Raw genomic sequence first — 23,099 nt, 5'->3', positions numbered from 1 at the left:
GGGGGGCTGAAGATGAATAAAAAGAATAATTCTAAAGACTACACAAAAGTTGCGATAACTATTGATTTAGGGACAAGTTGCCAGAAGGGGATAGCACAGATTTATCCAGATGGGGTTCCAATAGTTTTAGCAATGGAACCAGAAATAGCGGATTTAGGGGTAGAGTCAATAGAATATTTGTCAAATCAACTCGTACAAGATACGACGGTGTGGATAGGAATTGGGTCAGAATACTATGTTTTGGGAGCATTAGCCAAAAGTATGTTCGCGGGGACATCAGCTATTAGAGATTTGAAATATCAATATGCCTTACCGAAAGTAGCAGCTATGTTATGGTTGGCAATTCGGCGGCTGGGAGTGAAAAACCCAGATATAGAGCTATATGTACATTTGTTGTTGCCAGTGGGAGAAGCATCGGATGGGCAAACGCTCAGAGCAAAACTAGCACAGAACTTAAAAACAGGAATAATCACGCCAACAGGGAGGTTAAAAGCGAAATTACGTAGCTTTGATGTCAGTCCAGAAGGGGCGGGTATCATGGCATATCGCAGTCGCAACGTCAACATAAACTATTTCCAAAAGAGTATAGGAATGCTGATGTTAGGCTATCGTAATGCCAGTTTTATTTTGTCGCACAAGGGGAATGCAATAAAAGCTGAATCTACAGATTTAGGGATGAATTGGGTAGTGCATCAGTTTGTAGAACGTACTGCTGTAGGTTTATCAAAAGATGACTTACGCCTAATTTCAGCTTTAGCCGAAACCACGAATAACAATTTTGATGCACTGCGGTTTCTATCGCGCAAAACCAAAATTGAAGAAATCAATGCTGATGTAGAGTTGTTTTGTCGGATTTTGCCGATAGTTCGCAAAGAGTACTGCCGTGCTTTATGGCGCTGGTTGAGAAATATTGCTCTTATGGATGAAATTTTAGTTTGTGGTGGGACAGCATCGTTTGTACGCCAAGAGCTAACCGAACATTTTGATGGTGAAGGCATCCCCATTTGTTGGAATGGCGGAATGGAACTACCTAAATATTTAGACACAATGGGATTAGGTGATAGGATAGCCGATGCTTGGGCATCCCATATTAGCCATATCAAGTTTTTGGATCATGAATTGAGCTATGACCGCCAAGACAAACCCCTAGTTCCTGATTATTATGTTCAACCATTCAAGAGTTCTAAACCGGACATGGAGATTTGGCAAAGGAACGGTTATATCACTACAAGCCAAAAATAGGGTGTTGGGGGTAGGGTGTTGGATGTAGTGAAGACGGTATTGGACTGAGCTTGGAACTCCGACCAATGCAAGCCAGAGTGAAAAGACAGGGCTTGTAACGAATCTATGTTGTTGTACAAATGCTGTCTGATGTTAGACAGACATTCTGTCTAACATCGCCAAAGCCAATAAATGCAAGGGTTTGGCTTTGAATGGTGTTTCCCTCCGCTTAATCAACAATTGCTCAAGATGGTTGAGTCAAACAATAAACGCGAACAATTAACCTTAGTCAATTGATATGTCAGAGACGACACAATTACAAGTACAAGAATTAGCCCGTTTCGCCCAAGAGCAAGACTTCAATCAGCAATATCGTCAGTATTTTGGCGATGTCTGGGAAGAAGCGGGTGTAAAAAATATTTCTCAGATGACCGTCCAAGATGCCGAACAGACCTTAAAGATTCTGGCTGATAGTGAGGCATCCCCGCAATTCATTAAAAGCTTATTGGCACAAGCAGCAATTGATGGTGCTACACCGCAGGTTTTAGAGTATTTCCTAGCAAGTGACATTGACTCAGATGGGCGGACTCTGGCGACTGTTTTATTTCAGGATGGGACAAATCCATTGCAGCCGGATACACCCCAGCCACCACCCAAGGCACAGGTTTTATCTCCATCTCCAACTGAAGATTTGGATTGGGAAATATAGCATATATTCTCAAACTTTACTAGCAACCTGAGCTTTGATTTTTTCAGTACTCAAGTTGCTAGTTCTTTTTTGAAAGCATATTTAAACTTCTTAAGTTAGATACGAGTTCCATTTTTCAAAAAGCACACTAGGGTGTAATCGATAAGCCAATTACGCCTGTTCCCTCAACTAACCCAACAATTAAATGAGGACATATTTATGACTATATTAGGTATTAATAGACCTTTAGATACAACCCAGGCAAAACTGTGGGACGAGCGCGATTTGTCTACAAGCGATCGCCGCCGAGAGCATCTAGAAATTCTCCTGTGCCAGAAAGTACAGATAGGTGAAGACCCTGCCCTGTGTGAGAAAGTGTTGAATTATTTTTATTTCTCGGCATTTCAACAGAATCTCAATCGCATTACTGTCCAAAAGGAGAAAGAAAAGTCGGTCTTTGCATCCGTACAGCAAGTGATTATTACGTCCTTTGCCATTCTAGGAATGTTTGCGTTCCTTGCCGCCGCTTCCAACAAATCAGTTGTGCGATCTCCTGGGGTAATCCCTCCAGCTATAGAACGGCAAGCCAATTAACCAAACAATCCGCTTTTTCGCCCAGTCGCAATACAACTCTTGGAGAGGCTATGCTCAGTCCAAGGGGAGCAATTGCAGATATAAAAGGATGCCATTAAAAAGCTGAGAGCTTTGTTTAATAATGCTTTCAGCTTATATTATCACTCACTTGGCATCGCTCCCGCCTAATATGCTGTGTCCTTGTCGAAAGGTAAACTGTCAACATCCTCAAAGTTACGCAGGTCTTGCTCCATCTGCTGACGACGTTGGACGTATGTTCTGCTATCTTCAATCCTTCCTCTCATTTGCCATGCACCAAAATTAATACCTTGTTCTGCGTATTTAGCAGACACTTTGTTGTAACCATCAACTTCTATTTTCTTGCGACGTTCTTGTTCTTCCAGCGCACCTTCACTGATCCCAATTTTTCGAGCGTATTCTAAATATTCAGGTTTGAGAGAACCATCAGGGTTAAATTCCCTTTTCTCTTGTTCAGTGAAGAAATCATAAGCTGTATACACTGGCCACGGCTCTGGATCAGTCTCGTCCAGGCGTTTCCACTCGTCATACCCTACTTTTACTCTACGAGCATAACTATCTATTGCTCCGGGATCTTCACCTTTAGATAACATTTCTTGTCGGGCTTCGTCTTTTAATGTCCCATTTGCATTGAATTCTTTTTTATGCATATTTATCCAACGCTTAATTCTTGACATATAAACCTCCCAAAATATTAACTAATTTTCATTAACTTTTTAAACTCATGACACTGGAATTAAAACATTTTGACCCCAGGCTTAATCAATGGATTTATACAGATGACCGTAAAACTATTTTAACCGAAAAGCTCAGTAATACTTTACTAGAATCTTACTTCCCTGATAAAGAATTCTCATTTGGGCACTCAGATGAATACAGTACAGACGAAGATTTAAAGAATCATCCAGATGGACATATCTTACTATTATCTTCTAAAAGTCGCTTACTTTATGGAGAAAAAGAATGCTTAGAAAAAATTCAAAAAATTTGTCCAGATAGTAAAGACCGTGGGGCTTATGGTTCGATATTTCTTGGAGCTTGTAAAAATGCGATTCATGAAAAGCTAAATATTCTAGTAGTAGATGATTCTACTGATAATCGGGGTGAAAATGGAGGGATATTATCAAATGATTTGGCATATAAACTAGTTGGCGATTGTTATGGACAGATTTCAACACAACTTTATGACTTGCTCACTTCAAGAGAATCACAGCAAGATAAAAGCTACCGTGTTATCCAGCATCGATTTGGCTGGAAGGAAGGAAATGGAGAAGATACTACTAAATACCGCTTTGGTAAAGGAACACTCCGACCATACAAACTAGATGAGATAAAGTACGCAGACTCAAATAATGAACCCAAAATCGATATAATTCTCCCTGTAAGTAGTTTCAAAGGAACAGATAAGGATAGACCAGCAGGGGCGACTAAACCTCAAATTAAGCCAGGATTATATCAGCAAAATATTTGGTTGGCTGAAAAAGGACAATCTCAGCAAGGCCAGATGTCTATCTCCCAACTCTTGGCATCTTTTCCCCAAGGAATTAAAGATTTTGCCGAAGAATTAGAGCTACAAGCTGAGAAACTAGCCTTTATTCAAGATGATCCTAGAATTGTTGCTGCTGACTATTGTGAAAAATACGAAAAACGCAAAGAATCATTGAACCAAGGTAAATTAAAAATAGGAGAAGTCACTAGCCTTGAACCAAATATTAAAAATTCAGGAACAAATGATGACTTAAATGCAGATGAGGAATTAGATGACGAGAGTACTAAAGATGACTTGTTCATGTACAAGCTCATCAAAGCTGACTTACTTGGTCATCAGCAGTTATTAGAAACGGAAAAAGTTAAACAGGAATTAAGTCGGTTTGTACAGAGTCAATGGCGAGATATCGCTTTGGGGAAAACGCTTACTTTTGACCGAGGGATGATTATTCCATCCAAGGAACTCAAAAATGGTGAAATTTGTGTCCCTTGGCTTGATGAGCAAGAAAAAGTTCTTAACTTCCGTTCTCCTTTTTTAAATTCTAATGGTTTATGTGTTTCTAATAATAAATATGTTGAGGATCGACTAGGGCCAGACGGTGAACCCTTAGAAGGCATAATTGTAGTCAATGACGAAGACCACAAGCGCATACAAGCCAGAATTACAGAGTTAGAAGCACGAGGGATTGATGTTGATTTTATCGATCCAGCAGAAACCGAATCAGAACGCCAAGCACGAGACTACGATGGTGATTGCATTGGTGTAGCAAGAGCCAGCTTATATCCTAATCTGACAGCAGAGGCAGAGCGAAGAAATCTTCCCCAAAACGCTTATTCGCCCACGGTTAAGCTCAAAAAACAATCATTTTATGAACCCACCGATGGAACCCAACCCCCATTTGAAAAAATCGCTATCCACATGAGCGATAGCATCAGCGTGGGCATAATCAACAATCAAGTGACAGCACTGGAAGCATTAGAATCGGAAATTGAGGTACTTAAAACTTACGGTACTTTAGAACAACAATCAACTTATTTAGACCAAGTTTCTAGCCATTACCAAAGTTTATTTGAACAGGAGTATAGCGAGAAGCCCAAACCAATTAGAGCAGAGTACAAGCCTTTCATGCAATCTGTTGTAGCTCTAGCAAAGAATCCTAACAGAACGCCAGAGATTATTCAGCAGGCGATGTATGTTAACCGCCTGATGTACCGAGAAATGATTGGTGAGGGGTGTTATCAAAACCAAATAGCAGTTGATTTATTCAAAAGCGCTAAAAAACCTGAGATGGATTTAATCAGGGAAAACAGCCGCTATTTGTATCGTGATGTTAATTATATTAAAGATAAGAAATCTTCGTCAGTTTATTTAAACACGGGGATAACACCAAAGGGCTACTCGCCAGTAGAATTATTAATTAGCCAAACCAATAAATATTTCCAAGAATCACAGTTAGAGTCGCGTCCTATCGTCCAGTTTAAAGACTTATTCAAAGGAGTGGAATTTACACCACAGCAAAAATTTGCAGCGATCGCCGCCAAGTACGAGTTTGATCAGAAATTCAACGCTGCGGTACGTATGGAGCGACGGCGGGAAACCGAGAAAGGGCCATCAGCAATCATCCAAACTCCACAGTCTTGCCAACTCGAAATTACCAATCTCACCCATTACGAACATCCTCTGATTTGGAAAGCCCAAACGTTGAACATTCGCCTAGACGAAATACCAGAGAAATGGCGAACTAAAGAACGCCCCCACAAATTACTAGCAGTTGCACAGATAGATGGCGAGGTTGGGAAAGATGGAAAACCCGCTTACCGCAACCTGGGGACAGTTAGCCAACAATCTGTGACTGACCACAACCTCAAATCGGGGATGACCATGCAGGGAGCTAAACTCCTAGAACTAAAACCAGAACTTACTAGAAGCCAAACTAAATTACTTTTCGACAAGGCACAAGAGGCGGCTCTCGCATTTTATACCTCTATCCCAGAGTCAGAAAAACTTGCTCTATCCGCCGCCGCTTGGAACATCTGTGCATCCCGCCAGGATGAACTCGAAGTTGCAAGAAAAGAAAATGCAAACCCCCAAGCGATCGCTAAAAAAGTTTCCAATTTCGCCTTCGCTGCTTTCCCTAATGAGATTATCTCTCGCTTAGATAAATTGCAATTTACCGAACCGAAGTTAGTCACACTGAATAATGAAGCGAATCAATTTTTAGGTCGAGACTGGAATCCCACCGAAAAACACCCGATAGAAATTAGGGCTAGCCACCACCCAGTCGGGCATGAACGCCACGTTTCCAGGCTAATGTTTGTCCAGGATAGTGACGGCGAATATAAGGAATTCGCCATGCTTGAAACCAGAACTGCACAGCTTCCCATTGGTACGAAAGCGCTCTCTTGTATGGTTGAGGTAGAACCTGCCACAGCATCAGCAACTATTGGACTACCAGGAAACGAGCCGGTTGAAATTACTATCCGTGAACTCAAGAACTTCTCTTATGCAGGACTTGTTTTTAACGACGAACCCGTAAACTTAGAATTTGGCACTGTGCCAGTGACTGATAAAACAGTAAAAATCAAAATTGATGCTTTGACCCTGGGTGAGTTAGACAGTGATTCTGTCCAACAGTTGAAACAAATTGATTATCTCAAAAATGGTAATCCTCTAAAGTTAAAACTTACTTCTATCTCCGAAACTGGAGATCAAGCTTTTGTTCTGGGTGAATCTCCCAATGGGAATCTTCTCAAAATTAATAAAATTAACTTTTATGATTTTTCTGGTCAGACATTCAATGATCAAGATTACCGAAAACTGAGTATCGAAACCTCAGCTTCTAAAACTAGAGATGCTGTATTTTTGAATGGTGAACCCTTGGGAGTATTGCACTTCAAAAAAGACAAAGACGCGCTCAGACAACTTGGATTGCTCAAAACCGGAAAACTTACACACGCCGACGCTATTATTCAAAGTAATTTCTCTGTGATTTGCGCTCAAATTGACCCTAATACCGTTGAATATCCTACTATTTGGACGAAGGAATTTCAGGCTTTTGGGACTCAATCAGTTAATCCTCAACAACAAGAGATGATTGAGAGTAGTGCGAAAATTCTACATCATATTAAAGAACGTCCTACTTTCTTATTTTCGACAGAATCAAATAAAAAACTCGGAGTCATGGGCTTGGCTGTTGACAACCAGAAAGCTGAGACTGTGACAAAATGGTTAACTGCTCAAAAACTTGAATGGCAGCAAGTACCAATAGAAGATGTTATCAGGGAAACTAAAAAAGGTCTAGCTGTATTTAACTTGGTTGATAGCTCCATCCCTGCCAAAACTTTAGAGAGCATGGCCAAGAAATTTGGGGCTGTGATTGAAACGGATAGTGAGTATCAACAAAGGGTTAATTCCCTCGCCACACGACCGCAGTTTTTGAAACCACCAGAACAAACAGCACAATCCCAGAAGGAGCAAAGCCGACATTCCACTCCACCCCAAGATATTCAAAATGTCGCCCCTCCTGTCATCAAAGGTAAACCAATTCCCATGAACTACCCTTTAATGATGCATGGTGAGCCGAACCCACTACCTGTAAATACTTGCATTGATGCCATGCGCGGATACGGCAGAACTCACACTACTAGAGCTTATGAGCCTTACAAACAGTATGGATTTAAAGAGGGGGATATTGCTCTAGCCACAGGCTCCGGCAAACAAGTTGCTTTTCGAGTTGGTAAACAATACCAAATCTCACAACAAATGATTGCTGACCACGAGTATCAGCAGCAGTGGGCGAATATGGAGAAGCACTCTGCCAAAGCATTAAGTGAGTTGTTTACCGGGAAGCCCCAAGTGTGGGGACTTCATGTCGAACCGTTGGGTGATTTTGTGGATGGGAAGATAATTCCGTTTGGGCAAGCACAAAGCCAAGTGACATCCACCCAAGAAGTTCAAAATTCATCTGTAACTATTGATGACTTGAGACAGTGGTACAGTGCTGTTGATAAACTAGGCAAGCCGGAAGCCTACAAGCAAGGGATTGTAGAAGTTGCCAATTCTTTTAAGACTAGTGGACAGCTATCACCCCAAGCAACAGCGGCAATGTCCAAGGATAAGCAAGACTTAGAAGCAGTTAGCCGACTCACCCAAATTGCTCAGAAGGTGGGTATGGTCTGGGGGCAACCTGCATCTGACGGTTTTACGTTCGTCAATGGAAAAACTTACGATTTGAGCTTCAATGCCCAAACCAAAAATTTAGCTTTAGCCCACAAAAACGGCGATGTAATTTTGAGCCTGGAAGCAGGCAAAGTGCAAATTAACAAAGTAACTTCAGAAGTGTTACAAACTTTCGAGAATGCGAATACTCAAGTAGATAAAGCTTTGGCTCAAAAGAAAGAGCAGGATGTAGAATTACAGAGCTAGATTTTGATAAATTTCACCAGAAATATAAATAATAAATGAGTTATGAAAATAATTAATTTATTAGAAGCACAAGTTTTTTGCAATCAAGGTTTAGAATATCTCAAAGCCGGGAACATAGAGGCGGTAATTCAATGTTTTGAGCAAGCATTACTATTTAATCCTAATTACGAAACTAGGTATATGGCTATCAAAAGCTAAAAAATATTTCCCAAATAGCAACAATACTTTTATTCGCTGGTTTGATGAGGAGATAGTAGCTTACTTTGATAATAAGACAACAAGTGGTGCTGTTGAAGGCATCAATAACAAACTCAAGCTAATTAAGCGTTCCGCTTATGGGTTCAGAAACTTTAATAATTTTAGAGTAAGATGCTTATTGAATTGGCATTTTAATTATTAGTTAAGTACTGAAGAACCTTATTTTTAGATTAGGATTTATATGGCTACGCTATAAACATGGACAATGGCGGCAGAATTTAGAACCAAAATTTAATAGACCTGTATTTTGTAGAAAGACTGGTCATGAGATAGCCAGGACAATTTTAGATGCAAACAAATTAAGTGCATTACCCACCCGTCCTCGAGGGTTCAACAAACACTGCCAATGTTTTTAAATCAAGGAAAGGTAGATACGGAACAATATATCTGAATCCAGAACGTTGATGATTTATGACGAGTAGGTAATTTTTGGTTTGTTGCGCTGAGTGAATCTTGCTGATCTTGCCCAATTGGGGTCTAACATAGAGCGGCGTTTCGCTTCTCCCATTATCTCCTCCTCCAATCAGGTAGCTACTAAGTGCTTCATGATGTTAAATCCATGTTTTTGTTCCAGACTGGCAATCGCTCTGGCACTCTCCTCTAGAAGCGATCACCTGCCCTTGGTCAACAACAAAAGCTTAGTATTCTTCATTTTGTAGAAATCTCGGTGGACACCCGTGTAAATGTAAGCCAAAATCAAGTAACAATTAGCTTTGTATAATTAGATGCCATTTACTACAGATAAAAACTAAAAATAGGTGGGTCAGTAAGATTAAATCCAGTTGACTAGTAGACTTATGCAAAAATTACCCTAGAAGCCTTATAAAGCAAGGGTTAAAAGCTAATTCTTGAACAGGTCTAGTATAGGTTATTTAAATTATGAGATAAGGTGATGTCTGAAACTTGGGGTTATCGTTACATAAATGGGGCAAGTGATCGCTTTATTTGCCAAATCGAAGGTTCAGATGCACTTGATGCCTATCCTGAGTTTAGAGATCGGTACAATCGTGCCGACGAGCTAATCTCTGAGCTTCTAGGGTCAGAGCCTTGTCTGTTCTATATTCGCAGACAGAGAGAAGCGCCACAACCTGAATACGAAATTTGGGAGCTAACTATAGCAACAGACAACGATGATTTTCAACTTCCCAGCAAACTGCAAGAACGGCAGCAAACATTACAGGTATGGGTAAGTGTGCGTAAAGACGGTAGCGGCTGTTTAGGGTTAAGGGGAATTAATTTAGTAGATCCGGAACAAGGACAGATAGATGCCTTTTCTTCAGCTTGGCTTATTCGTCTCTTGCCCGAAGATATCGGCATTCCGCAAGAAGTATTTGCACAGATAATAACAATGCCAGTCTGCGGCTCTCATGTACCTACCAGTGATCAGATCAGAGGTTGGAGACAATATTTAGCCATTCAAAGCCGTACAGCTAATCAAAGACAATTTTCTGTGCCTTTTGTTGGACATAACCATCCTGAATCCCAAAGGCATATCACGTTTACCCTTAATGTTGATTTAGCAACAGGTAATGGTTTAGTGTCCCTGACTCCAGACGAGTTTTGGCAACGAGCAAGACGGGCTATAAACGAATTTGTTCAGTTGTTTAGAACCTCTAGTGACTTAGGAGATCATCGGCGTGGGCAAAGATTGGGAGAAATCGAAACAGTCGAAAGCAGTAGCAACCAGATAAAAGTACAGCTAAATACTGACGTAGCTGATTCCTTAAACAGAGAAGATTTTGCGTTGCCCGTTACAGGATTTTTGTCTTTTGAAGATGTTGGTAGCCTTACTCAGATTCGCTGGCAAAAACAAGCTTTAGAAAACTTGCAGTTTGGTCACACCCAAAATCGTTATTTGGGGGAGTTTTTCTTTGATGCCGCTAAAGCCAGACCGCTACCTGAGAGTTCCCGACTTTCAAAGGCAGACTTGTTGCTTTCTGAGGCTAATAAAACTCAAATAGCGGCGGTAGAAGCAGTGTTAGCTGCTGAAGATTTGGTTTTAATACAAGGGCCACCAGGAACAGGCAAAACTACAGTAATTGCTGAAATTTGTTATCAAGTTGCACGTCGGGGAGGGCGCACACTGATTGCGTCTCAAGCTAACCTTGCAGTAGACAACGCTCTGAGTCGATTAGCTCACCACCCACTATTGCGTCCTCTGCGAGAGGGAGATGCAGGCAGCAGAGTTGGTAGAGAAGGAGAGCCTTTTTTAGCCCACAGGGTGATTGACAGGTGGTTGGAAAATACGGCTGTTGACTGTGAAAACCGTCTATCGGAACAGCAGCAAATTGTTCAAGGTTTGCGCCCACTACTGACATCATTAGAAAAATTCAGAGCTTATTTAGAAGCTGAAGTAAACTTTCCACTAGAGCATCAAAAACTGATAGATTGCCAAACCCAACTAGCAGTAGTCCGTTTTAAGAAAAACAGTGAACACGAAATTTTAGAAACGCGAAATCAACAAATTAATTTACTAAAAAATCAGTTAAATAATATACTAGAATCTAACAGTATGTTTTTGGCAGAGCGGGCAAAAACACTTCAAAATTTAAAAACTCGTCAGTCTGAAATAGCAATAGCACTCGATGAACTGAGCGAATGGACAAGGGATGCCAACTCTAATATTTATAACTTATTTAAGCAGTCCTTACAACAGCGCCTATTTGTTACAGAAGACTTGATTTACTTGCCTAGAATAGGGCTGTCGCTTGCAAAGGAAGCTCAATCTGACAACTTACCTTGGAAAGACACTTGCGATCGCCTACTGCGGGAAATTAACCAACTAATTACCCAGTGTATGGATTGGGATGAAATCTGCAAAGTCGCTAACCGCATCTATTGGTTACTTTTCCAGACAAAAAATTCTCTAGCCGATCAAAACCTCAGCGCGGCGCATATTTCTTTGTGTGTTAATCAACTCAAATCTAGTATTGACAGTACCCAACCGTTGCAAAATATCAGCCAACTTTTACAAATTACCCAAAGGATTATTCGCCAGTCCAACCAATCTCAAGAACCTCAATATCATTATAAAACTGCGCTACAAGTAGAGGCGATTAAACAGCAATATGAAATTTTAATAGAGCAAAACAAGCCTAGCGATATTGAACTAAAGTTGAATAGTATTACAGCAAAATATCTTATTGAAATTACAACAAAATCTCAGATATTACTGAATGAATTGCAATCTCAAAACAACATAAAAATTAATCAATTAGAAACACATCAAAATAACTTACAGAAGACTCAATCTCCATTTGTTGTACTTTTTCAGATTAACGATTATTTCCAACTTCAATTAGATGAATTACAGCACCAGATAAAACAGATTGTTCAGGCGATCACAGAATTAGACAACCAGATTGCTGAACGCCATCAAGAGATACAAATATTGCAAGAAAATTTAAACAATCAAAGGAATTGGTGGCAAAACGTTTGGCAGTCTATTCCAAATTCCCTAAAAACAGATATTCCTACTACAGAATTATTCAACTCTGATTTTTTAACAAGTGTTCAACAACATTTTGAACCTTGGAAATATCACCTAGCTAAAGCCTCGTTTTACCTTGAACAATATGAGTATACCATGCAAAATTGGATTGCCAGATTACGCCAACCATCAGAGGAAGACCTGGAATCAATCAGCCGAAAATATTTAGAGAATGTTAATGTTGTGGGAATTACCTGCATCAAAGCAGCCAAATGGAATTTTTCTCAAAAATTCAGCCAATTTGATGTTGTAATTATTGATGAAGTCAGTAAAAGTACACCTCCAGAATTGCTAATCCCGGCACTTAAAGGCAAAAAAATCGTAATGATTGGCGATTATCGCCAGTTACCACCTATCCTTGATGAAGGAAATTTAGATGAAATAGCCGAAGAACTTTCAATTCCTAGAGATAGTGTGCAATTTTTAGAAGATTCGTGGTTTAAGCTTCAATTTGAAGCAGCGATAAATGGACAAACAGGGATAACGCGAAGGCTGAATATCCAGTATCGGATGCACCCTCAGATTATGGAAGCAATCAACCAGTTTTATAATGAGGGTGATGGCGGATTAACCTGTGGACTTTCCGATCCTGACAACCAACGCGCACATAATTTAGCAGGTAAACTTATTAGGGAAGATCAGCATATAATTTGGGTCAGAATACCTTCTGATCCAAATTTTAGAGAAAACCGAACAGGAACTTCTTATGAAAACGAGAAGGAAGTTGATTGTATAGAAAAATTGTGCAAGCAGATGAACGCAACCTGGGCTGCCAAAGTTGCTAACGGTGAATCCAAAAAAGAGATAGGTATTATCACCTTCTATGGCGCTCAGTTGAGACTTATTGATAGACGCATTTCCCGTGAACACCGTTTTCCTAACCTTGATATTCGCACTGGAACAGTTGATAGATTTCAGGGAATGGAAAAAGCTGTTGTCATTGTTAGCATGGTTCGTAATAACCACGAAGGAAGAGTTGGATTTGCTGAAACACCTGAACGGGTTAATGTAGCCTTTTCTAGGGCAAAAGAATTACTGGTAATTGTGGGATGTCACAAGCTTTTTACAAGCATTCCCATCTACCAAGAAGTATCAAACGTTGTCGAGCGTTATAGAGGTTTTATAGATGTCTCCAGTCTTCTCTGACCTACCAATTGATTCTCAATTAAATAAATTAGTAGAACAATTTCAATCACAAGATCAACTTTCATTCATAGGAGGAGGCTATCTTCGCTACAGCCTGAATCAAACAACCTTACAAGTAACAGTAAGTGAACCCCGTAAGGTAGATATATTTGAGGAATTTGTCTTGCGATCTGCTCTTGATATTATTCCTTCTCCGACAGAAACTGAAATAGCTGAGATGCTGGGTATTGATCCCATGTTTGTGCGAAATACGACTGCAACACTTCAGGCTTATAACAATTTGGCGATTAGTTCTGAATCCACGATTATGGTAAAGCCTGCCACGAAAGAATTATTTATCGATAAAAACTGTATTCTCAAGCCTAAATCTACTCAACAGATATATGCTATTGACGATGCTTTAACTGGAAATTTTAGTTTTAACATCACCCCTTTTAAGGATGCCCCCTTTGCTCTAAGGAGATTAGATGATTTAAGCGATTTAGAAAATGAATTTAATACACAGTCACGCTTAAACCTGGAAGCTTTACAAAGTTTTTTTTGCCATGAGCAGGAAAAAGTTGTAACAGGATATCAAGAGATAGAATCTAAAAAAGTTTTTAAATTAATAGGATTGTTACTTTTCCAAAAATTAAGTGGAGAGCATTTAGTAAAAGCTTTTGTTGACGAACATGAAGTGCAAGAAATTTCTAATAGGCTGACATCTCTAAAAAATCAAGAGCAATTCAGCTTAGAGAAATTGGCGAGTTTATTAATTCCCACAATTCCTAATGAGGTTATAACATCTCGAAGGGAGTCTAATATTCCAGATATTTTGGTAAGACAAAACCCAATAAGGTCTATCGAACCTGAACGAGTTTACATAGGTTTGCCACAACGTCTCGCTCATCTGATATTGTGGGTTGACCGTAGATATCGAACAAACATACTTTCACACATACCTGGTGGAAGTGATGTGGTTGTCGAATATCATGATGGACGAGTTTTAGGCTATGACTGGATAAAAATGCCTTGGGTTTATATTAGAACCTTCTTCGCCGGAATTGTAGAGTATGGCTCGGATGAATTCAATAGATTAGATAAGAATATGCAACTTCAAATTGCCAAAAATAAAATTGCAACATTGTATGCCAGGAAATACAAGGATGACGAGGAATATTCCACCGCTCCCTTTGAAAAGGCATGGGATTCAGAAACATCCAACGAAATGCCTTGGAAGTCATTAGAGAGATTTGACTGTAGACGACAAAAGCAACATTATTTTAATTTTGAGAAAATTTCGGGTTTTAAGCCGCAAAGTGTATCGGATTACTATGGATATGAACCAGAATATGAAGATCCTATAGATAAAGCTGAACGACTCTGGGGTATTCCCGATCCAAGACTGATAGAAGATTAGTGTGGTCGCCGACTCATCATTAAAGACAAAATCTTTTTAAAAGAATAAAATCAAACATAAGTGCAAGTATCAATTGCAATAGAGTAAAGCACCGATCCAAACTTTCGATATTCAAGCCAAGGAAAAACTGCGATCGCTCGTAGCTGCTGCTGATAATCGGTGCTTGAGTAGCAGGCGAACTGAAAACCGGGATAAGCTTAAAAGCCTTATTAGATAAGGATTATCCTGATAACGAAGATCATTGACGCTCTGCTGATCATTGAGTCATTACTCAACGATAAACTGAAGGTTTCAGCTTCTAAAAATGCTTGTATTACTCATGTAATATCTCTTAACCCGGTTTTCTGCTTCTCCAGCCCTGACCGCGCGATAGAGATGCACAGCACTGGCTCTCAAAACTATTGGTATCCCTTGGCTGTAGCAATCAATTTTAGAAAATTTTCAGAAAACAGTAGCCCCATCTCTAAATAAAGAGTATTGATTGACGCATCAACAGTTATCTTTAATTGTAATGGTTTAGCTTAAGCCAACTCACTTATGAGCCGAATCATGGCAGTTTTTAATCAGGCAGGAGGTGTTGCCAAAACCACCTTTATCCAAAAGCTGGGCTACCAAATAGCGCAATTGGGTCATCGCTTTCTGCTCATCGACATCGACCCCTAAGCCAGGTTAGTGCTTTTGATACGCGACAACCAGTAAAAAGGTAAATCCCTTTCCAGAGAGCGATGTTATGACCGCTCATGCCCAGGTGATCGCAAAGAGCGAGAAACCTTTCAGCAATAATCGCTTCAATTCATCTTAGGTTAGTATCTTTCTTGTCCGTTTTGGCACGGTTATGCCAAATACGCTAAATATAAAGGTAAAACAACTGCCAATGCTCGATTACGTCAGTGCAGGAATCGCGTTTTACATTACAATGCTTCCCGTACAAGAGTGGATATTGGAATTCCGCCTTGGTTATCTCGGTCGCTACTGGAGCTTGATAAGTGTTGTGGGCTTATTAATTGGCTTTTTGCTCTGTGCGCTGATATTTATACCATTAATTATTAATATGGTACTAGATCCGTTCAGATATCCAGATCATTTGGTTATGAGTGCGATCGCTGCGGTGATTTTCGGTGCAATACTTTGGCTGGGGCAGTGGCTAATACTGCGACAGACTGAGATGACACCAAGAGTTTTTGCGCTCATCAATACAGTAGTTGGAATTTTTGTCTTCTCTGTGCTGGTATGGTTCAATCAACAAAGCTTGCAGTGGAGCGGTGGCCCAATTGAAGGCTGGAGAACCGGACTCATATTTCTAGTGGGTGGTACAGTTACCGGAGCAGCGACGGGTAAAGCATTAGATTTTTACTGTGGACGAGTTGAGCAGCGATTAATCAGACTTGAGAGGGAGAGGGTAGAGCAAGAAACCCAAGAGCGAGAAAGGCTTTTGAAAGAAAGAATTGAGAAAGAGAAATTAGCGCAAGAACGCCTAGAAGCAGAGATGGCAGAGCGGAAAAGGAAACAGCGAGAGGCGGCTCAAGAGGAAGAACGCCTCTGGTACGAACAACACGGGAAGGATTATGCAGATTATGAATATGACGAGGAGGAGGAAGAATAACTTTGTGCTGACTATCTTGTTGGGGGTAGAGTGTAGGAAAAAAATCAAGAAAAATAAATATGAGTGCAAACATAAATAAACTTCTTTGCTACACAACGCTGGCATGAGCATTACTACACCCCACACCCAAAAGCCTTATAAATACAGGAATTTGCCGTTATCAAGCGTGCCATTCGGCTATAAATCAAAGTCAAGGCTGAAGGTTTCCGGTTCAGAATCTTCTTCTTTGTCTTGTGCAAATGGAGTTGAAGTCATTGAAGGAAGTTTGTTCGACTCAGTAGTAATCGGCGTGAAAGCTATTTGTTGTGTGGCTAATCCAACCTTGATGAAAACAAAATAGCAAGTCCCTTATAAAGTAAAGCGTCTCCAGACTCAAGAGCTTATCATAACCTCTTGGGGGCTAAATGGGGTAAAATCTCAACCAGTCGAATATACCCCACAAAGCCCCCACAAAGCCCCCGCTTAGGGGTCAAACTTTGCTCAAGCCTTTAAATAATCTTGGGGTACATATAGCCCCCATATAGCCCCCACATTTTTTTGAAATGTTTTCTATCAACGCAGTAAAAATTAATTTAGATCAGAATGCCTCCAGCGCTCTGAGGATTTTGAGTTTCCACCACGGGTTTTTTGTGAGTGCTGTGCCGAGTGTGGACGTGGCGAGTCATCATTGGCGATCGCCGACAGTACATTTTGGGTCAACTCTACTGGCTGGCTCATCAGTTATATTTAGCGACTGTCCCTCTGATTTATGGCAAGGATCTGGTTTGGTTGGAACCTGAATTGTTAGGCTTAGGTTGTTGTGGCTTGGGTAGTCTACCAGTGGATTTCATGTATACCCGTGTTCTAAATAACTCTGTAACAGTAAGGGTTATGGACTTTAATTTAAATGCTGCATCTTTACAAGTTTGAAATTTTTCAAAAATGCAGTTTTACATTTAGTCAAGTTTTCAAAAGTGCAACTTTGGATTTAGATAAATATTCAACTTAACAAGGTTGCATTTTTTTAATTATGTATTTACTCAAAAAGTCAATGTGTTATGTATAATGTGTTGCAACTTTACAGCATGGACAAAGTTCAGGTTTTTCAAAATGCACACTGTCAGCTCTATATCTTTGGCTGGGGGCCAGGGAAAAACTACAGTAGTCTTGTTCGTAGCAAGATTACTAGCTTTTCAAGGACACACTGTTTTGCTGGTTGATGCTGATCCTCAAAGTAGCTTAACGACTTTCCTGGGGCATACAGTAGAGCCAGACAGTCCAACACTCCTAGAAGTCCTAAAAAAACAGGTTAATACAGAAGACGGAATTTATAAGACACAATACGACAATTTGTTTTTAATTCCTTCTGATGACGCACTCGATAACGTACAAGACTATCTTGCTAGTAGTGGAACAGGTGCTTTTACGCTCAAAAAACGCCTAGCTTCAGTCGCTAAACTATTTGACTATTGTATTGTTGACGCTCCTCCGCAGCGATCGCAAATTTGTTTGACAGTGATTGGTGCAAGCGACGCTTTAATGATTCCAATTGAAACTTCTGTAAAAGGCTTACAGTCTCTAATACGCACACTAGAGCTAATTACTGAACTTCGGGATGATCAGGAAGCATTTAATGGTGAAATTCTTGGTGTAATTCCTTTTCGTGATCGATGGGTAGGCTTACGTCGCACAACAGAAAGCGAAAGTAATATTGAGTCAATGAAACAGATAAGTACCCAATGGTTAGAGTCTGATCTGGTACTGCCATCGATTCGAGAGTCAGAAAAGTTTAAACAAGCCATTAATAAAGGGCTGACTTTGCATCAGATGCACCAGGATGACTTAGCATATCCAATTGAAGTAATAGTCGAAAAAATTAAAAGGTTAAAATAAAACGTTATGAGTGACGCTAATGATATTCGCTCTATGCTTACATCTAAATCACGAGTTAAGGTAGCTCCTCGTGATCCATCTTTAAGCAATAAACGCTCTACTCCAGAGAGTAAACCACTGGTTGAAGTTGATGATGAAATACCTGAAACTGAAATAGATACATCTACGACATCTGCTACATCTGAAGATTTATCAGGATTAGAGACAGAACTAAATAACCTTCCTACTGTTGGCAAACGCTTGGCTGTTCATTTAGAGCAGGGAATTAGAGAAGATTTAGTTAAATTATGTGATAGCAACGATATTACACCAGAAATTTTAATTGAAGCTGCGATCGCTTTGTTACAAGAAAAACCTAACTTGAAGTCAAAAGTTCTAGCAGATGCCAAAGTACGATTAGCTAAACGCAAACGTGCTGGATTAGTACGGCGTACTTTGGCAATGATGCAAAAATATGGTGGAAGTTAGGTTTAAAACGGATCGTAGAAGCCGCCAGACTTTGGTGATTGCGGTAAGCCGTTGTCAGCTTACCGCGTAACTTACGTCTCAACTATTCCACATTCCAACCATCAAACAGATTAGGCTGATCAATTCCGTACTGCCTCTGCACCAGCCGCCTCAGTTCTGCCACCGAGTTAGCCGACTTCATCAGAACCAGGACTGATATAACGTGAGGAGATAACCTCTCCTTTGTTTCTTTCGACAGCATTTGGTGTATTTTGTACTTCCTCCTCCCGTTAGGCAAAATTGGATTAACGATATCGAGCTTGGCTTTTTCTTCTGGAGTCATCCAGTTGTAAACAAACTCCCAATAATATTTGCCGTTTTGTATGTGCTTTTTATGTAGCTTGCTTATCCGTGCTAGATTCTCCTCAAACTCAGTTTCAAAAAGTTTTGTCCAAGGACGCGGGGTATCAAGGATGCGAGAATCGTCTATGCGCCGTTGCTCAACTGTCCGCGACTCTCCCCAAACTTGCTCGAATCTGCTGATGAGTGAATCTTCAGATAAGGCATCAATTAACCTCCGAGCTTGTGCATTTCTTTTCGTGTCGAAATAGCGCCAGATTATTCTGGCATCCTTTACTGATATCGTTTCAGCACGGGTTCCCACGCCATTCACAGTATATTCAGCATAAAGGGTAACATGATTTAGTCCTTGTTCTACAAGGTTTTGATAGACTTTGGGTGCTTTAAAAGGTAACGTGATTAGCCAGTTACGATTGATACCAATTATTGAAAGGATTTGATTTTGAGACATGCGGTACTCTTTCGTCTGCTCTATCCTGATAGCATCAAACCGATAGCTGCCGATGTACAACTCAACAGCTTGGGCGGCTGCAAATTCTTTCTTAGCCATGATTGCTGTGACTTGAACCATAAAATGGCAATAATTGCCACTTTATGGTTCACAAACTAAGTGGCCAATATATACTTCTGTTTTTATATATAGGAAATTTATTTGGTAATGATTATCGCGTAGAGGGGAGAAGTGGGTAGTTGCGCGACGCGCAACTACCCACTTCTCCGTGATTATCATTTTTACTTGGGAAAAGCTATTTTGGCGATCGCCTTTCGTACAAACAGAGCGATCGCAATAAACAAATATCAGCGTTAACTCAAATATAGATAAAAATATAGTTTTGAACCATATCATGACCGCTTTAAACCATATCTGAGTACCAAAGTTCCAAATTTAGAATGAAATTGAAGTGTTTGAATACTCCTAAATTTAATAATGTTGAAATTAAACTTTTGGTCGCGTTATGATGCACATTTTAAACTTGCGGTCATTATTTGATTCATAGCATGAGATGTTGATTGTTTCAAAGCCTTGAGATTACGTAAACTTTTGTCACTTAAAGGAAAAGATGGCCGGAATTAAAGGATAAAGTGGCCGCCCTAAAAACCTGGAATGCTTATTTTTGCGTCGCCGTACTTTCGTCATAGTTTACAGGCGATCGCATTCAATTCTTTCAAATACGCTTGTGTCATAGGTTCTGTTCTGCGGCCACTTTATGCTTAGAAAACGGTCACTTTATCCTTTAAGTTACAACTTTTGGTCAGGTTATGATTCATTTTTTGGCCAATTTATCGTTCAAAGCACAATTGCTTTCTCCCCAAGAATTTCATCAATCCCTCGCGGAGCGCTTGCCAAAGCGATTATTAATTTTTTGAGGGTATAAAAAGACCCAGACACTAAATCTGGGTCTTTGAGGTTGGAAATTATCCCAAGATTTCAATCACAGCCGCTAGAATAGCTGGGGCTTTGTCTGAAACCGGAATGAATACCCGCTTTTTCCAGTTGATGATCTCGGTAAAACATCCAACAGCTAAGAGTCGCTCTGCCAGTGAGATAGCATTAACCAGTTCTATACGAGGTTCATTAGCAACGAAAGAACGTCGCAAGGTTACGCCACCCGGTAACTGCTGGGAATAGCCTTCGTTTAGCACTAAAGAGACTAACTCCTGTGGGCTTAACAGCTTATCCTTCAGTCCGAGTTGTTCAGCCACCGACTTAATATCATTAGCATTCACCACCCGACCGAGAATCTTTTGTCCATCGCTGGTTTGCAAGCGGAATACTCGACTATTCTGCTGTGGTAGGATTTTCCAGATGGGTAGGAGAATACCAGTTACCAAATGCAGGTAATCGGTTGTGAACTTGGGTAATTCGTTTACTTCAGTAGACCAAGCAGCAGTAAACGCATCAATAGAAACTTGCCCCCATGTGGAAGATTCCAAGTCTTGGACTGGTAGGCGAGTTTCTTTCTGTGGGCGAATCAGCAAAACTCTTGGGACAACTCCACCCTCAGAGTCGTATATACTATGTGTTGGAATTGACACAGCAGCATTGCCTGACTTGGAGTTGATCATGAGCTTTCCTTGATATTGAGTTGCGAACTCTAACATCTCGTCAGCAGTTCTGATGTTGTTTCTTTGGGTGCGTTCCACTTTCAAGTAATTGGTGACGCTACCAGTAACAGGATGAGTATATACAGCTTCCTGGCTCTCAACAGTAAACCGTTCAGCCCGTAAAGTCTCCACACCCATCTCATAGACACCAGCCGCGATCGCTGCTTCAATCTGCTGGCTCAAGAGTAGTTCAAACCTCTCGAAAATCATGTTTTGCATATCAATTCGTAAAGCCAGTAGTCGATTGAGGAATTGACGTAGGGGTGGGAGGTCGATTTTCATGCCGCCTTCATGAGAAGTTAAGCACAATCCAGTCATTTGCTCAAACTTTCCTAAAGGGACTTCATAAAATCGACCTTGGAATATCTGCTTGAACAGTTCATACAGTGCATATTCGGCGTAGTTTGACTCAAGGTTATCTTTGTTTGAAAATATCCCATTGCCTCCGGTTTGCCTTTGCCCCCTTGTGAGTGCGCCCAAGCTATCCAGCCGTCGAGCAATAGTGCTGATGAATCGGCGTTCACCAATGACGTTAGTGGTAACAGGTCTAAACACGGGTGCTGATGCTTGGTTTGTACGATGCGATCGCCCAAGCCCTTGAATTGCGTTGTCTGCTCTCCAGCCGGCTTCTAACAAATAATGCGATCGCCGCCGACGATTCGCAGCATTTAGATCAGCGTGATAACTTCTGCCTGTCGCACCAGCGTCACTGAAGATGAGGATTTGTTTGTCACCCTGCATGAATGCAGCAGTTTCAGCAATATTCGCGCCACTACCCCGTGAATCAACGAACAAACGTCCAGATTCATCTTTCAGAACTCGTTTGCTACGACCTGTAACTTCGGCAATTTGTTTGTGCCCAAAGTGCCACAGCAATTGTTCTAATGCGCCAGGGATTGGGTCAAGGCTTGCTAGTCGATCAACTAGAGTATCTCTCAAAGCTACAGCTTCTTGTGAAATAACTGGAGAACCATCGGCATCAAAGACTGGCTCGGATCTTTCTTCTCCATCAACGCCAGAATGGATGGAATGCAGATGAACAGGGAAAGCACTCATTAAGTAGTCCATCACATATTCTCGTGGGGTCAAGTCAAGATTGAGATCCTTCCATTCCGAAGCCGGAACTTCATCAAGTCGTCGTTTCAAAAGTTCTTCATTAGTCGAAACTATTTGAATGACAATTGCAAGACCAAGGGATAGATCCTGCTCAATCGCTTTGATCAGGGTAGGGCATTTCATCCCTGTCAGCAGATGATTGAAGAATCTTTGCTTGTGTGACTCAAACTGCGAGTTGGCAGACATCTTAGCAGCACGATTGTACGTTTTTGCGCCAGAGATATTACAAGCTTCTAACGCTTTTTCTAAATTATTATGAATAACCTGAAAAGCATCGGAGTAGCTATTGTAAATCCGTTCCTGCGTGGGCGTTAAATCAATGTAGAGAGTTTGATACTCAACTCCCTCGAATGAAAGGCTCCGCGCCAGATACAGTCCCAAAGCCTTGAGATCCCTGGCGACCACTTCCATCGCAGCGATACCACCGCCCTCAATGGATTCCACAAAATCCTCACGGGAGGTAAACGGAAAGTCGCCCGTCTGCCAAAGCCCCAGACGATTTGCATAAGATAGGTTAGAAACCTTCGTCGCTCCAGTCGCGGAGACATAGACAACTCTTGCCTGCGGTAATGCGTTTTGCAACCGCAGCCCAACAATGCCTTGCTGGGATGCTGCAACCATGCCCAGTTTACCCTCTTGCGCCATTGCGTTACCCATCGCGTGACACTCGTCATAGGCGATTGTTCCCTCAAAATCCTTACCTGCCCAGTCAACAATTTGCTTAAGCCGACTTTTGCCGTTCTTTTGAGAACGTAGAGTTGAGTAGGTGCAGAACAGAATACCTTGGGTGAAAGGGATGGGGTCGCCAAGTTTGATGTTGCTCAGGTCAATGATATCTTTTTCACTACCTCCGAGCGCACACCAATC

The 23,099-nt window shown here is 40.9% G+C and carries 17 protein-coding genes and 1 pseudogene; 15 read left to right on the top strand and 3 right to left on the bottom strand.

The features are described 5' to 3' along the window. The first annotated feature begins 12 nt into the window (after positions 1 to 12). From H6G86_RS24675 to H6G86_RS24665, 3 genes are all read left to right on the top strand, one after another. The gene (locus H6G86_RS24675) at positions 13 to 1,242 is read left to right on the top strand and encodes a ParM/StbA family protein (RefSeq protein WP_190936540.1); all 1,230 of its coding nucleotides are present in this window, start codon (positions 13 to 15) and stop codon (positions 1,240 to 1,242) included. Between the two features lie 277 nt (positions 1,243 to 1,519). After that, positions 1,520 to 1,930 carry a hypothetical protein gene (locus H6G86_RS24670; protein WP_190936539.1) on the top strand — a complete coding sequence of 137 codons (411 nt, stop codon included), beginning with the start codon at positions 1,520 to 1,522 and terminating at the stop codon, positions 1,928 to 1,930. Between the two features lie 198 nt (positions 1,931 to 2,128). Beyond that, a complete protein-coding gene (locus tag H6G86_RS24665; protein ID WP_190936538.1) occupies positions 2,129 to 2,503 on the top strand; it encodes a hypothetical protein in 375 nt (124 codons plus the stop codon). Positions 2,504 to 2,667: 164 nt separating this feature from the next. Here H6G86_RS24665 and H6G86_RS24660 read toward each other — a convergent pair whose 3' ends face one another. Next, complete coding sequence (locus H6G86_RS24660; RefSeq protein ID WP_190936537.1) at positions 2,668 to 3,198, bottom strand: hypothetical protein; 531 nt, start codon at positions 3,196 to 3,198, stop codon at positions 2,668 to 2,670. 47 nt (positions 3,199 to 3,245) lie between these two features. Here H6G86_RS24660 and H6G86_RS24655 point away from each other — a divergent pair, with 47 nt between their 5' ends. The 11 genes and pseudogenes from H6G86_RS24655 to mcdB all read left to right on the top strand — a co-directional run bounded on the left by H6G86_RS24655 (position 3,246) and on the right by mcdB (position 18,671). Further along, positions 3,246 to 8,435, top strand: a complete 5,190-nt coding sequence (locus H6G86_RS24655) for a hypothetical protein (RefSeq protein ID WP_190936536.1) — start codon at positions 3,246 to 3,248, stop codon at positions 8,433 to 8,435. A gap of 42 nt (positions 8,436 to 8,477) precedes the next feature. Continuing rightward, positions 8,478 to 8,633: a tetratricopeptide repeat protein gene (locus H6G86_RS24650; RefSeq protein WP_190936535.1), complete on the top strand. Its 156-nt coding sequence runs from the start codon at positions 8,478 to 8,480 to the stop codon at positions 8,631 to 8,633. Beyond that, positions 8,599 to 8,835: pseudogene (locus tag H6G86_RS24645) on the top strand (transposase); the annotation flags it as partial. The gene H6G86_RS24650 and the pseudogene H6G86_RS24645, both read left to right, overlap by 35 nt. A 750-nt stretch (positions 8,836 to 9,585) precedes the next feature. Next, entirely contained in the window at positions 9,586 to 13,329 is a 3,744-nt protein-coding gene (locus H6G86_RS24640) for an AAA domain-containing protein (protein ID WP_190936534.1), read from the top strand. Next, the gene (locus H6G86_RS24635; RefSeq protein WP_199338417.1) at positions 13,310 to 14,728 is read left to right on the top strand and encodes a hypothetical protein; all 1,419 of its coding nucleotides are present in this window, start codon (positions 13,310 to 13,312) and stop codon (positions 14,726 to 14,728) included. The genes H6G86_RS24640 and H6G86_RS24635 overlap by 20 nt, the downstream gene beginning before the upstream one ends. Positions 14,729 to 15,265: 537 nt before the next feature. Further along, positions 15,266 to 15,391 (top strand): ParA family protein, encoded by a 126-nt coding sequence (locus H6G86_RS24630; protein WP_242064950.1) that lies wholly within the window; start codon positions 15,266 to 15,268, stop codon positions 15,389 to 15,391. Between the two features lie 172 nt (positions 15,392 to 15,563). Then, positions 15,564 to 16,331 (top strand): spermidine synthase family protein, encoded by a 768-nt coding sequence (locus H6G86_RS24625; protein ID WP_179076604.1) that lies wholly within the window; start codon positions 15,564 to 15,566, stop codon positions 16,329 to 16,331. Between the two features lie 85 nt (positions 16,332 to 16,416). After that, positions 16,417 to 16,671, top strand: a complete 255-nt coding sequence (locus H6G86_RS24620; protein WP_190936533.1) for a hypothetical protein — start codon at positions 16,417 to 16,419, stop codon at positions 16,669 to 16,671. A gap of 293 nt (positions 16,672 to 16,964) precedes the next feature. Then, positions 16,965 to 17,240, top strand: coding sequence for a hypothetical protein (locus H6G86_RS24615; RefSeq protein ID WP_190936532.1), 276 nt, complete (start codon positions 16,965 to 16,967; stop codon positions 17,238 to 17,240). 180 nt (positions 17,241 to 17,420) lie between these two features. Further along, positions 17,421 to 18,203: a carboxysome distribution maintenance ATPase McdA gene (gene mcdA / locus H6G86_RS24610; protein WP_179076601.1), complete on the top strand. Its 783-nt coding sequence runs from the start codon at positions 17,421 to 17,423 to the stop codon at positions 18,201 to 18,203. Between the two features lie 6 nt (positions 18,204 to 18,209). Continuing rightward, a complete protein-coding gene (gene mcdB, locus H6G86_RS24605; protein ID WP_190936531.1) occupies positions 18,210 to 18,671 on the top strand; it encodes a carboxysome distribution maintenance protein McdB in 462 nt (153 codons plus the stop codon). Between the two features lie 82 nt (positions 18,672 to 18,753). Here mcdB and H6G86_RS24600 read toward each other — a convergent pair whose 3' ends face one another. Then, complete coding sequence (locus H6G86_RS24600) at positions 18,754 to 19,581, bottom strand: P63C domain-containing protein (RefSeq protein WP_190936530.1); 828 nt, start codon at positions 19,579 to 19,581, stop codon at positions 18,754 to 18,756. Between the two features lie 111 nt (positions 19,582 to 19,692). Between H6G86_RS24600 and H6G86_RS39645 the strand changes: the two genes are divergently transcribed. Continuing rightward, positions 19,693 to 19,818: a hypothetical protein gene (locus tag H6G86_RS39645; protein WP_277883662.1), complete on the top strand. Its 126-nt coding sequence runs from the start codon at positions 19,693 to 19,695 to the stop codon at positions 19,816 to 19,818. A gap of 608 nt (positions 19,819 to 20,426) precedes the next feature. On the opposite strand, the gene H6G86_RS24595 is transcribed toward H6G86_RS39645, so the two are convergent. Beyond that, positions 20,427 to 23,099: strawberry notch family protein (locus H6G86_RS24595; RefSeq protein ID WP_190936529.1), on the bottom strand; the 2,673-nt coding region annotated here is incomplete at its 5' end.

The sequence above is a fragment of the Nostoc sp. FACHB-133 genome, from assembly GCF_014698055.1.
GTDB lineage: Bacteria > Cyanobacteriota > Cyanobacteriia > Cyanobacteriales > Nostocaceae > Nostoc.
Note: the sequence above shows the minus strand (reverse complement) of the source record. Positions and strands in the feature narration are given on the sequence as shown.